General features: G+C 64.2%; 14 protein-coding genes. 3 read left to right on the top strand and 11 right to left on the bottom strand.

All coding sequences use genetic code 11. From position 1 onward, the window contains the following. Window positions 1-151 precede the first annotated feature (151 nt). Entirely contained in the window at window positions 152-1,009 is an 858-nt protein-coding gene (locus VW23_RS16600) for an EamA family transporter (protein WP_069910662.1), read from the top strand. On the opposite strand, the gene VW23_RS16595 is transcribed toward VW23_RS16600, so the two are convergent. Next, window positions 1,010-1,483 carry a winged helix-turn-helix transcriptional regulator gene (locus tag VW23_RS16595; RefSeq protein WP_084646241.1) on the bottom strand — a complete coding sequence of 158 codons (474 nt, stop codon included), beginning with the start codon at window positions 1,481-1,483 and terminating at the stop codon, window positions 1,010-1,012. It abuts the gene before it with no gap. A gap of 131 nt (window positions 1,484-1,614) precedes the next feature. Here VW23_RS16595 and VW23_RS16590 point away from each other — a divergent pair, with 131 nt between their 5' ends. Then, window positions 1,615-2,214, top strand: coding sequence for an NADPH-dependent FMN reductase (locus VW23_RS16590; RefSeq protein ID WP_069910661.1), 600 nt, complete (start codon window positions 1,615-1,617; stop codon window positions 2,212-2,214). A 100-nt stretch (window positions 2,215-2,314) separates the two neighbouring features. Further along, the gene (locus VW23_RS16585) at window positions 2,315-2,866 is read left to right on the top strand and encodes an SH3 domain-containing protein (RefSeq protein ID WP_069910660.1); all 552 of its coding nucleotides are present in this window, start codon (window positions 2,315-2,317) and stop codon (window positions 2,864-2,866) included. Between the two features lie 115 nt (window positions 2,867-2,981). On the opposite strand, the gene VW23_RS16580 is transcribed toward VW23_RS16585, so the two are convergent. From VW23_RS16580 to VW23_RS16535, 10 genes are all read right to left on the bottom strand, one after another. Next, the gene (locus VW23_RS16580) at window positions 2,982-3,314 is read right to left on the bottom strand and encodes a 2Fe-2S iron-sulfur cluster-binding protein (protein ID WP_069910659.1); all 333 of its coding nucleotides are present in this window, start codon (window positions 3,312-3,314) and stop codon (window positions 2,982-2,984) included. Between the two features lie 3 nt (window positions 3,315-3,317). Continuing rightward, window positions 3,318-4,343 carry an NAD(P)/FAD-dependent oxidoreductase gene (locus tag VW23_RS16575; RefSeq protein WP_069910658.1) on the bottom strand — a complete coding sequence of 342 codons (1,026 nt, stop codon included), beginning with the start codon at window positions 4,341-4,343 and terminating at the stop codon, window positions 3,318-3,320. Between the two features lie 125 nt (window positions 4,344-4,468). Next, window positions 4,469-5,755 carry a phosphoadenylyl-sulfate reductase gene (locus VW23_RS16570; protein ID WP_069910657.1) on the bottom strand — a complete coding sequence of 429 codons (1,287 nt, stop codon included), beginning with the start codon at window positions 5,753-5,755 and terminating at the stop codon, window positions 4,469-4,471. A gap of 38 nt (window positions 5,756-5,793) precedes the next feature. Further along, entirely contained in the window at window positions 5,794-7,452 is a 1,659-nt protein-coding gene (locus tag VW23_RS16565; RefSeq protein WP_069910656.1) for a nitrite/sulfite reductase, read from the bottom strand. Then, a complete protein-coding gene (locus VW23_RS16560) occupies window positions 7,439-7,744 on the bottom strand; it encodes a DUF2849 domain-containing protein (protein ID WP_069910655.1) in 306 nt (101 codons plus the stop codon). The genes VW23_RS16565 and VW23_RS16560 overlap by 14 nt, the downstream gene beginning before the upstream one ends. 6 nt (window positions 7,745-7,750) lie before the next feature. Next, entirely contained in the window at window positions 7,751-9,142 is a 1,392-nt protein-coding gene (cysG, locus tag VW23_RS16555) for a siroheme synthase CysG (RefSeq protein WP_069910654.1), read from the bottom strand. Between the two features lie 184 nt (window positions 9,143-9,326). Continuing rightward, the gene (locus VW23_RS16550; protein ID WP_069910653.1) at window positions 9,327-9,710 is read right to left on the bottom strand and encodes a type II toxin-antitoxin system VapC family toxin; all 384 of its coding nucleotides are present in this window, start codon (window positions 9,708-9,710) and stop codon (window positions 9,327-9,329) included. Next, entirely contained in the window at window positions 9,707-9,964 is a 258-nt protein-coding gene (locus VW23_RS16545) for a type II toxin-antitoxin system Phd/YefM family antitoxin (protein WP_069910652.1), read from the bottom strand. The genes VW23_RS16550 and VW23_RS16545 overlap by 4 nt, the downstream gene beginning before the upstream one ends. A gap of 65 nt (window positions 9,965-10,029) precedes the next feature. Next, window positions 10,030-10,350: a 2Fe-2S iron-sulfur cluster-binding protein gene (locus VW23_RS16540; protein WP_069910651.1), complete on the bottom strand. Its 321-nt coding sequence runs from the start codon at window positions 10,348-10,350 to the stop codon at window positions 10,030-10,032. Between the two features lie 87 nt (window positions 10,351-10,437). After that, the gene (locus VW23_RS16535; protein WP_069910650.1) at window positions 10,438-10,788 is read right to left on the bottom strand and encodes a hypothetical protein; all 351 of its coding nucleotides are present in this window, start codon (window positions 10,786-10,788) and stop codon (window positions 10,438-10,440) included. Window positions 10,789-10,968: the final 180 nt, after the last annotated feature.

Genomic DNA, 10,968 nt, shown 5'->3' with positions numbered 1-10,968 from the left:
CCCCAGGGCACCGTGGCCGCAACGTCCCGCCTCTGAGGAAAACTAAGGACTTGGCTGCGCCAAGCCCAAGTTTTCGCTTTCTCCCCCGTAAGGGGGGAGATGAGCTGTGGCACTATCCAGCCAGACTTCCACCGATTCCCCAGGCCCCACGATGAACCTGAAACTGGCTGCTCTCGGCGCGGCGATCCTGTGGGGGTTTACCTACATCATCACCACCACCATGCTGCCGCATAACCCGATCTTCATCGGTTCGGTGCGGGCGTTGGGTGGTGGGTTGCTGCTCCTGGCATTTGCCCGGCAGATGGTGCCGCGGGGCTATTGGCCGAAGCTGATCGTCTTGGGGACGCTGAACTTCGGGGCGTTCTTCGCGCTGCTGTTCGTCTCGGCGATCCGGCTGCCGGGCGGCGTCGCTGGCACCTTCCAGACGCTCGGGCCGCTGATCACCATCCTCCTCGCCTGGGCGCTGCTGAGCCAGCCGCCGACGCTGATGAAGGTCGTCTCGATCCTGATCGGCGCGGTGGGCGTAACGCTGGTGATCCTGCGCGCCGATGCGGGGATCGACATGCTTGGCGTCGCGGCGGCGCTCTGCAGCGTCGTCGCCGGCTCGCTCGGCGGCATCCTGATCAACCGCTGGGGTCGGCCCGTGGAGATGTCGCTGGTGAGTTTTACCGCCTGGCAGCTGCTGATCGGCGGTACTGAGCTCGCCGTGCTGGCGCTGATCCTCGGCGATCTGCCCACAGCGATCACCTGGACCAACGCGCTGGGGCTCACGATCCTTGCCGTGGTGCTGACCGCCCTGCCCTTCATCCTGTGGTTCCGCGCCATCGTGGCGCTGGGCGCGGCCTCGGTGATCCCGTTCGTGCTGGTGACGCCGGTGGTCGCCTTCATCCTCGATGCGGTGATCCGCAACGTGGTGCCAAGCCCGCTGCAACTGGTCGGCGTGGCGCTGGTGATGACGGGGTTGATCGTCAACCAGTGGGCCGGCGCGCGGGCCGCCAAACGCGCCTGATCACCAGGCGAGACGCTTGGCCTCTTCCTCGCGCTCGGCGAAGCGCTCGCGGGCTTCCTCAACGCGGTGGCGGTTGGCATGGGCCCAGTTGCCGATGACCTTTAGCGGCTCCTGCAGCTCCTGGCCCATTTCGGTGAGCGCGTAGTCGACGCGCGGCGGGATCGATGGGGTTACCTTGCGGGAGACGAAGCCGTCCTTTTCGAGATCGCGCAACGTCGCGGTCAGCATCTTCTGCGAGACGCCGTCGATTTGCCGCTTCAGCTCCGAGAAGCGCTTTGGCCCATCGCTGAGAGCGCGGACCACGAGAATGGTCCACTTGCCGCTGATCTGCGCCAGCACTTCGTGCACCGGCAGCATGGCGCGCTGGCACTCGGCGAAGTTGTGCGGTTCGGTGCGGGTGGCCTCGAATACCGCAGCAACGGCGTCGGGGGCTGTCCCAGCGGGCAGTTCCGTGTGGGTGACCAGGTCGTCCATGGGTAACTCCGTCTCGAAACGGTGCCGTCTTGTGCACCTCTGAGGTAGTCACCAACATAGCGCCAGTTACTGACGGTGACTAGGTCTCTGTTGGTGGCTACCCATGCATTTACCTCAAGGCAGACACCCAAATGAGCAGCACGCCACGCATCGGCATCATCCTCTCAACCACCCGCGAAACCCGCTTTGCCGACCGTCCGGCGCAGTGGGTGCTCGACATCGCCAAAGCCCGCGGCGATGCGGACTACGAAGTCGTCGACCTCAGAGATTTTCCGATCCCGTTCTTCGACGCGGTCGGCTCGCCGCGCTTCGTGCCGCAGACCAACGACGTAGCGCTGCGCTGGGCGAGGAAGGTTTCCGAACTCGACGGCTACATCTTCGTCACCGCCGAGTACAACCGCTCGATCTCGGGCGTGCTCAAGAACGCGCTCGACCACATCTATGACGAGCCGGCGCGCAAGCCCGCGGCTTTCGTCGGCTATGGCGCGGTGGGCGCAGCGCGCGCCGTCGAGCAGTTGCGGCTGATGGCCGTGGAGCTCAGCATGGTGCCGATGAAGGCGGGCGTGCACATCAACATGGAGCCGCTGCTCGGCATGCTGCGTGGCGGCAAGGACTTTGCCGATTACGACTACCTGGCCCCGACAGTGACCGCGATGCTGGATGAACTGGCCTGGTACACACGGACGTTGAAGGCCGGCCGCGAGGCCGAGGCGCTCGAACAGGCCGCCTGAGCCTAGCGCGGCCGACGGCGGGTGCTGCCGTCGGCCCAATAAATCTATGGTTCGCAGGGAACCTGCGGACGGTTGGCGCTTTCATATCTCCGCAAGAACCATGCGCCGCGGACGCCACTGGTTCTCGGTGAAAAGGGAGCTGAAGCTGGCCCGCATGCTGACCTCGGTCGCGCTGTTCTCGACAGTGGCGCTCGCTGCCCTCGCCCTCACCGCTACCGGGCTCAAGTACAGCACCGACATGATCGGCCAGATGGCTGCTGCCACGCCGGTCAAGACCACCAACCTGAGGCCGGGCTACGTGGCCCGCCCGACCGTCAGCCGCGCCGACGACCTCAACGTTGCGCGATCGGTGCCCGTGGTTCCGCCCAAGGCCAGTGCTCGGGGCAAGGTTGCGCCACCCGGCTTCACCCATTCGGTGACTGTCGAAGCGCTCAAGGTCCGGGCCGGGCCGAAGCAGATCGAGCCGCAGGTGTTCACGCTCAAAGGCGGCAGCTGGGTCAACATCAGCGACGAGGTCGAGGGCTGGGTGCGGATCACCGACGAGGCCGGCCAGAGTGGCTGGGTCTATGGAAGTCTGCTGCGTCAGGCGCCACAAGTCGAGCTCAGCCAAGAGACGCGGCAAGAGTTGCGTCAAGAAACGCAACTGGAGTAACGGGCAGCCTCTTAGCCCGGACGATGCTCCCTGGTGCGCCGCACGGGAGTATACGCGGCAGCGGGCGTCCAGTTTGACCTCCGGACGCCCGCTGCTTGCACATCTGAAATGTGGCTCAGGCGGCTTCAGAATCCTTGGCGGCGCTCGGAGCGAGCGTCACGCGCATGCCATCCAGCTCTTCGCTGAGCAGGATCTGGCAGCTGAGCCGCGAGTTCGGCTTCTTGTCGAGCGTCGAATAGAGGAGGTCCTCTTCATCGTCGCTCGGGTCAGGCAGCTTGTCGAACCAGCCGTCCTCGACATAGACGTGGCAGGTGGCGCAGGAACAGGCGCCGCCGCACTCCGCCTTGATGTTGAGACCCCAGTCGCGGATCACTTCCATCGTGCGCCAGCCATCGAGCCCTTCAAGCTCGTGTTCGACGCCGGACTGGTCAGTGACGAGGATCTTCATCGATCAGACGACGCCGAGCTTCTTCTGCAGCTTGGTGGAGCTGGTGGTGTACTGGAACACCACGCGCTCGCCCGGCGACACGACGGCCTTGGCGGCCTGCGCCATCAGGGCGGCTTCGTGGAAGCCCGAGAGAATGAGCTTCAGCTTGCCCGGGTAGTGGTTGATATCGCCGATGGCGAAGATACCCGGGACCGAGCTCTCGAACTTCTCGGTGTCGACGGTGATCAGGTTGTCGTTGAGCTCGAGGCCCCAGTCGGCAACCGGGCCGAGCTTCATGGTGAGGCCGAAGAACGGCAGCAGCCGCGTCGCCGGCAATGGCGTATCGCCCGAATCCATGGCGATATGGACGTGGTCGATCTGGCCGTCCTTGCCGTCGAGCTTGCCGATCTGGCCCATGAGGAAGTTGATCTTCCCCTCCATGACCAGCTCTTTCATCTTGTTGACCGAAGCCGGTGCGGCCTTGAAGGCATCGCGACGGTGCACCAGTGTCAGCGAGCGGACGATCGGCTGCAGGTTGAGCGTCCAGTCCAGCGCCGAGTCGCCGCCACCGACGATCACCACGTCCTGGTCGCGGAAATCATCCATCTTGCGGACGGCGTAGAACACCGACTTGTTCTCGTACTGCTCGATGCCTTCGACCGGCGGGCGCTTGGGCTGGAACGAGCCGCCACCGGCGGCGACCACTACCACCTTGCAGAGGAACACTTCGTCCGCATCGGTCTCGAGGCGGAAAGTACCGTCCTCGAGCTTTTCCAGCTTAGTGACCATGCGGCTGAAATGGAACTCGGGCCCGAAGGGCGCGATCTGCTGCATCAGGTTGTCGGTGAGGCCTTGCCCCGTGACCATCGGGAAGCCCGGAATGTCGTAGATCGGCTTTTCCGGGTAAAGCTCGGCGCACTGCCCGCCCGGGCGGTCGAGGATGTCGATGAGGTGGCATTTGACATCGAGCAGACCCAGCTCGAACACGGCAAACAGGCCCACAGGACCGGCGCCGATGATGACCACATCCGTGACGATTTCGTTCGACATTCGCTTCTCATTTGGCTGAAGGCCGCTCCGGCCTTCCAGTTCTCAGGATGGTGCGCAGCCTGTCACGCTAGGCGCGGCGAAAACGGCGATTCCCGATCACGGGAACCACCGGAGATAGTTGGCGGTCACGCGTTCTCGACGGCGCGGCGAAGGAACGGCCGGGTGCCGAGCGGCACCTCGGTCAGGCCGACCGGCTGGTAGAAGATATCGACGAGAGCGAGCTTCCCAGCTTCGAGGGCCTTGCGGGTCGGCTCGTGCTTGACCACGAAGGCGTTCATGCCGCAGCGGCGCATGTGCGAGATCTGGTCGTGCAGCACATCGCCGACGGCCCGCAGTTCGCCCTTGTAGCCGTAGCGCTCGGCGAGGAGGCGCGACGACGAGTAGCCACGGCCGTCGCCGAACGCCGGGAAGTTGATGGCGATCGAAGCGAAGCGGCCGAGATCGGCCTGCACCAGCTCGACATTATCGCCTGGCGACACCAGCAGCCCGAGTGGATGCGGGTTGCTCAGGATGGCCTCGCGGTTCTCGAGGAACACCGGCAGCGGCACATGGGTGTAGCGCACCGAAGCCGGGTCATCGCCCTCGGTCCAGGCACGGAACGGATCGGCGACGAAGGCGCCATCCTTGAAGAGCGTCAATTCCTGAGCGGCCATGGGCTTGGCGATGGCTCCGTTGAAATCGAAATGGATGCCGCACTCTTTTTTGTTCAGTCCGCGCCAGCGGCCGGCACGCGGATCTTCACCCTCGGCCACCACGCTCGTGCACGGCGCGCAACCGATGGACTTGTAGCCCTTATTGTAGAGCGGATGCTCCGGCAACCCATACTTGAGCTTGTAGGTCGTGATATCGGCATCGGAGAAATAGGCCAGCGGATTGACCTTGATGCGGTCGTCGCTGGTCAGCTCGAAGTGCGGCAGCACCCCGCGCTCCTTGGTCTGGTAGCGCTTGCGGCCGGTGACCCAGCCACCGTAGCCCGACACCGCTGCGTCGAGCGGCTCGGTCTTCCGGATATGGCAGCACGAATCGGGATCGGTCTCCCACAGGTCGCCCTTGGGGTCGAAGCGGAGGATATCCTTGCTGTCAGGGGTGAGCGCGATGACGTTGGTCAGCCCCAGCTGGCGCTTCAGCGTCTCGACATACTCCAGTGTTTCGGGGAAGTGCTTGCCGGTCTCGAGGAAGTAGACCGGCAGGTCCTTGTTCACTTCGGAGACCATGTGCAGCAGCACCGAGGAATCGGCGCCGAACGACGAGACGATGGCGAGGTCATCGACCAGCAGTTCCTCGACGGCTTGCCGCAGCACGGCGACGCCGTCCATCTCGTCGAACATGCCGTTGAGCGACATGATGCCGAGTTCACGCAGCTTGTCCGGCTTGTGGGCCCGAACGCCCGGGGCCGTGGCGAGATCAAGCATTGCCGCGCTCCTTGGCGTCAGGCCAGAAGGCTTTCAACTCAGGCATTGCCGTACAGCGCCTCCTTGAACGGCGCGTCGCCCAGCCGCCGGTAGGCGGCAATGAACGGCTCGTCGGCGCTGACGCGCTTCGAGATGTAAAGGTCGACCAGCCGCTCGATGGCGGCGGGCACTTCCTCCACCACGAAGCCGTGGCCGAGGATGTTGCCGATCGCCGCGTTCTCGGTGGCATCGCCGCCGACGGTGATCTGGTAGAGCTCGGTGCCCTTCTTCTCGACCCCGAGAATGCCGATGTGGCCGACATGGTGGTGGCCGCAGGCATTGATGCAGCCCGAGATCTTGATCTTCAGGTCGCCAATCTCGGCCTGCCGCTCGGGTGAGGCGAATTTGCGGCTGAGCTCCTGCGCCAAGGGGATCGAGCGGGCATTGGCCAGCGCGCAGAAATCGAGGCCCGGGCAGCAGATGATGTCGGTGATCTGCCCGGCATTGCCTTCGGCCAGTTCGTGCTCGACCAGCGCGGCGTAAACCGCCGGCAGGTCGGTGATCCGTACGTGCGGCAGCACCAGGTTCTGCTCGTGGCTGACGCGCAGCTCATCGAACGAATAGCGCTCGGCGAGGTCGGCGACGACCTCCATCTGCTTGTCGGTGGCGTCGCCGGGCGCACCGCCGGTCGGCTTCAGCGAGATGGTGACGGACACATAACCCGGCTGGCGGTGCGCATTGAGGTTGCGCTCGAGCCAGCGGCCATAGGGCGGGTTGAGGATCTTTTCCTTCGCCACATCGACGGTGGTCTCATTGACCAGCTCGTAATCGGGCTGGGCGAAGTATTTGGTGATCCGGTCGAGCTCCTGCTGCGGCAGGGTCAGCACCCCACCCTTCACATGGGCGAACTCTTCCTCGACCTGCTCGCGGATGGTGTCGATGCCGGTCTCGTGCACCAGGATCTTGATGCGCGCCTTGTACTTGTTGTCGCGACGGCCATAGCGGTTGTAGACGCGCAGGATGCTCTCGAGATAGGCGAGCAGGTCCTCGTGCGGCACGAACGGGCTGATCTGCTTGCCGATCATCGGGGTACGGCCAAGACCGCCGCCAACCCAGACTTCCCAGCCGATTTCGCCCAGCGCCTTGGTCGCCGCCTGCAGCCCGATATCGTGGAAGCGGATGGCGGCGCGATCATTGGTCGAGCCGGTCATGGCGATCTTGAACTTGCGCGGCAGGTAGCTGAACTCGGGGTGCAGCGACGACCACTGACGCAGGATCTCGGCGACCGGACGCGGATCGATGATCTCGTCGGCGGTGGCGCCGGCAAACTGGTCGGTGGTGATGTTGCGGATGCAGTTGCCCGAAGTCTGGATGGCGTGCATCTCGACCGAGGCGAGGTCGGCGAGGATCTTCGGGATGTCGCGCAGCTTGGGCCAGTTGAACTGGATGTTCTGCCGCGTGGTGAAGTGGCCATAGCCGCGGTCGTAGTCGCGGGCGATCCGCGCCAGCATCCGCAACTGCTTGGAGCTCATCGTGCCGTAGGGCACGGCGATGCGAAGCATGTAGGCATGGAGCTGCAGGTAGAGCCCGTTCATCAGTCTGAGCGGCCGGAACTGGTCCTCGTTGAGCTCGCCAGTGAGACGCCGGGCCACCTGGTCGGAAAACTGCGCCGTGCGTTCCTTCACGAACGCGGCGTCGAACTCGTCATATCGATACATGGCCGTCCTCGTCGAGATGCTGGCGCTCAAAGCGCGGGGCGGTGGGGCCCTCGGCGCGGATGCGCTCGCGGATGCGGTCGGGGTGGATCACCCCGTCGCGCAGCGTCACCGTCTCGACCTCGAGACTGACGACGCGCAGGGTCTTTTTGGTTGCGGCCAATGCAGCTTCCTTGGCCTCCGCCTCTTCCTTGAGGAAGACGCGGGCCTGCTGCAGCTCCTCAACCCACTTGCCGGCGCGATCGAGATAGACCGTCGCGCCGCTCATCAGCTCATTGCCGGTGAGGATTTCCATGCTCACTTACGCCACCTTGAATTCGGAACTGGCGAGTTCGATCGCCTCGCTCCAGTCGCCGTGAGCGATCGCTTCGCCCACGAAAATGATTGCCGGCCCGTCCTCGAGCTCGATCGTGCCCGAGGCAAGCGTGCCCAGCGTGCCGCGATACAGCACTCGATCCTTGCGCCCTGCCCTGACCACTACGCCGACCGGAATGTTGGCCGAGGCGCCTTCAGCGATCAGCCGCGCGGCGGTTGGGCCAGCGACGGATTTGCCCATATAGAGCGCCAGGGTGAGGCCAGTTGAAGCCAGCGCCGCCCAGTGCTTCAGCTCCTCGGACTCGGCGCCATGCGCCGTGGCGAGGACGAAGCCGGTCGAAATCCGGCGCAGCGTCACCGGGGTCGCCGTATCGGCTGCCGCCGCCAGCGCCGAAGTGACGCCGGGCACGATGTGATAGGCGATGCCGGCTGCCTTCAGCGCATCGATCTCCTCGCCGGCGCGGCCGAACACCATCGGGTCGCCGCCTTTGAGCCGCGCCACGCGCTTGCCGGCCTTTCCGAGACGCACGATCAACGCGTTGATCTCGGCCTGGGTGAAGGAATGATGCCCCTTCTGCTTGCCGACGAGGATGCGCTCGGCATCGCGCCGGCCCATCTCGACCGCAGCCGCCGGCACCAGGTGATCGTGAACGATCACATCGGCTTCCTGCAGCAGGCGCTGGGCGCGCAGGGTGAGCAGATCCTCGGCGCCGGGACCGGCGCCGATCAGCCAGACGACACCCGGGCTGTCGCCCTCGGCGCCATGCTGGGCCAGGAGGCTCTCGGCCTTCACAGCGCCCTGCCCGCGCAGCAGCGCCACTTCGACTTCCGGCGAGGTGACCAGCTCTTCGTAGTAGCGGCGGGCTCGCGTGCCAGGCAGCAATGCCGCGACCTTGTCGCGCATCGAGCCGGCGAGTTTGGCCAGGGCGCCGAGGTTCGGCGACAGCGCCGCTTCGATCCGCGCCCGGATCAGCCGGGCCAGCACCGGCGCATCGCCTTCGGTGGCGACGGCAATGGTGACCGGGGCACGATCGATGATCGACGGGGTGTAGAAATCGCACTCTTCGGGAACGTCGACGACGTTCAGCGGAATACGTCGGGCCCGCGCCGCGCGCTTGGCGGCATCGCCGTCCGGGCCATGGTCGGCAACGAAAACCAGTGCCGCATCAACGAGATCGGCATCCTCGAACGGACGCGCCAGCACGGTGACCGGCAGCTCGGAGAAATCGGCTTCGATGTTTCGGGAAACAATGACGACTAAAGCAGTCGTCTTAGAAACCAATCGGGCTTTGTTGAGGGCTTCTTCTCCACCGCCGATGATGACGATGCGCTGACCCTGGACTTTGTAGCTGACGGGGAATGTGTTGAGCTCACCCATTCACGGCCTTTCCGAAGCCGGATACATACTGACTTCGAGACTTTGGAACAAGCTATTGAAATTCAATAGCTTTAATGTTTCCCGTAGCAGGTATGGATTAGAATTGCGTTGAGGCGGGACGAGACCAGCCGCGAAATGAATCCATGCACTGGCCTGATGGTGGAATGGTGACACTGGCCAGGCGTCAAATGGCGCTTCGGATATCGGTCTGACCGAAGTCATTGCCGATGTAGAGCAAGGGGCAATCCAACTGCTTTGCCAGCGCATACGAGAAGCAGTCGCCGAAGTTCAGACCCGCCGGATGAACTCCCTTGCCCCACTGCAGGTAACCCTCGCGAGCGATGAGCACGGTTTCCTCCGTGACGTCCATCACGATCGGCCGCACTTCCTCGAGCAAAGCGGTCATCTCGGCTCCAAGCTGCTTGCCATGCGATACGATCGTGGCTTCGATCAGCGTGCCTGCGGAAACGTAGACGTCAGGCTCGTATTGCAGCGCTTCGAGGCAAGGCACCTTCATCGGCTCATCCCGCAGGATCGCCATCAGTGCCGATGTGTCGACGACAATCACTTAGGGGCGCCGAACTCGTCGTAAAGATCGTCGTCGGAAGTGACGGCCGCCTGGGCCTTCAGCTTCTCTTTCGCCGATCTCACGATCTCGTCGATCGTCTCCATTCGGAACCGCGGTATCGTTCTGCGCGAGCTGGCTGGCACTATGCGCGCCACAACCTCGCCGCGCCGGGTCAGGAGCACGGTCTCGCCCGCCTCGGCACGTTTGACGAGGTCTGTCAGTTGCCCCTTCGCAGCGCTTACAGAAACATCCATGATGAGCTATCCTGGATCAACTAGATGGACCATCTATTTAGACCACCAGATTGTCCAACTCAAGATCAGCCCTGCCGCTCCGGCACGTGCACGATCAGCCCGTCGATCGCGTCCTTGACCTTGATCTGGCAGCTGAGGCGGCTGGTCGGCTTCACCGCATAGGCGAAATCCAGCATGTCCTCTTCCATCATCGAGGGCCCGCCGACCGTCTCGGCCCAGGCGTCATCGACATAGACGTGGCAGGTGGCACAGGTGCAGGCGCCGCCGCATTCGGCGACGATGCCGGGCACTCCGTTCATGATGGCGGTTTCCATCACGGTCGAACCGACTTCGCCCTCGGTCTCGTGCCGCGTGCCGTCGGATTCGATATAGGTGATGTGGGGCATGTAACTTCGCTCGGGAGGATCAGCCGCATATAGCGGTGCCGCCCGTGCCCCGCAAGCGCGCCAAACGGCGCAGGCGGGCATGAGCCGCTATTGCGAGAGCACCGGCTGGGGCCGCGACGCCCGGACCGTGCAGTTCTGGCCCTTGGCGTTCAGCCCGAAGCTGAATATCTGGCCGGCCGGGATGGCGCGGTTCAGGTAGAAGGCGCCGCGCGATGCGTCCGTAGTCCAGGTCAGCTTACTGCCGGTAGCGACCGCCGCTCCACTGGTGTTGGTGACGATCATCCGCGTCTCGTTCTGATTGGTGTAGTCGAGCGCGCACCCCAGCGACACGGAGCTAAAGATGGCATTGTCCTTGAGGAACTTCTGCGCGGCAACGGGAGTGGCGGCAACGAGAACCGCGATGGTGGCGGCGCTCAGCAGGCGAACGGGCTTGGCCATATCTGCCTCCGCCCTGCCCTTTGGCAGGATCAGCGAAGGCTACGCCGGTGGCCCTGAACCAGCGATGAACCGGGCGCGAACCTCACGCCTCTTCGGCGCTGAGCAGTTCGGTGATGAAGGCCTGGCAGTCGGCAACGGCCGCGGCGATGTCCTGGATCTGTCTCTTATAGACGTCTGACG

Source organism: Devosia insulae DS-56 (assembly GCF_000970465.2).
Lineage (GTDB): Bacteria > Pseudomonadota > Alphaproteobacteria > Rhizobiales > Devosiaceae > Devosia_A > Devosia_A insulae.
This window is presented reverse-complemented; position numbering and strand designations above follow the sequence as displayed.

Coding starts and splice junctions, on each gene's coding strand:
- VW23_RS16590 (WP_069910661.1), top strand. CDS start 1,615: ATGAGCAGCACGCCACGCATCGGCATCATCCTCTCAACCACCCGCGAA.
- VW23_RS16540 (WP_069910651.1), bottom strand. CDS start 10,350: ATGCCCCACATCACCTATATCGAATCCGACGGCACGCGGCACGAGACC.
- VW23_RS16535 (WP_069910650.1), bottom strand. CDS start 10,788: ATGGCCAAGCCCGTTCGCCTGCTGAGCGCCGCCACCATCGCGGTTCTC.
- VW23_RS16585 (WP_069910660.1), top strand. CDS start 2,315: ATGCGCCGCGGACGCCACTGGTTCTCGGTGAAAAGGGAGCTGAAGCTG.
- VW23_RS16570 (WP_069910657.1), bottom strand. CDS start 5,755: ATGCTTGATCTCGCCACGGCCCCGGGCGTTCGGGCCCACAAGCCGGAC.
- VW23_RS16580 (WP_069910659.1), bottom strand. CDS start 3,314: ATGAAGATCCTCGTCACTGACCAGTCCGGCGTCGAACACGAGCTTGAA.
- VW23_RS16560 (WP_069910655.1), bottom strand. CDS start 7,744: ATGGAAATCCTCACCGGCAATGAGCTGATGAGCGGCGCGACGGTCTAT.
- VW23_RS16575 (WP_069910658.1), bottom strand. CDS start 4,343: ATGTCGAACGAAATCGTCACGGATGTGGTCATCATCGGCGCCGGTCCT.
- VW23_RS16600 (WP_069910662.1), top strand. CDS start 152: ATGAACCTGAAACTGGCTGCTCTCGGCGCGGCGATCCTGTGGGGGTTT.
- VW23_RS16595 (WP_084646241.1), bottom strand. CDS start 1,483: ATGGACGACCTGGTCACCCACACGGAACTGCCCGCTGGGACAGCCCCC.
- cysG (WP_069910654.1), bottom strand. CDS start 9,142: ATGGGTGAGCTCAACACATTCCCCGTCAGCTACAAAGTCCAGGGTCAG.
- VW23_RS16545 (WP_069910652.1), bottom strand. CDS start 9,964: ATGGATGTTTCTGTAAGCGCTGCGAAGGGGCAACTGACAGACCTCGTC.
- VW23_RS16565 (WP_069910656.1), bottom strand. CDS start 7,452: ATGTATCGATATGACGAGTTCGACGCCGCGTTCGTGAAGGAACGCACG.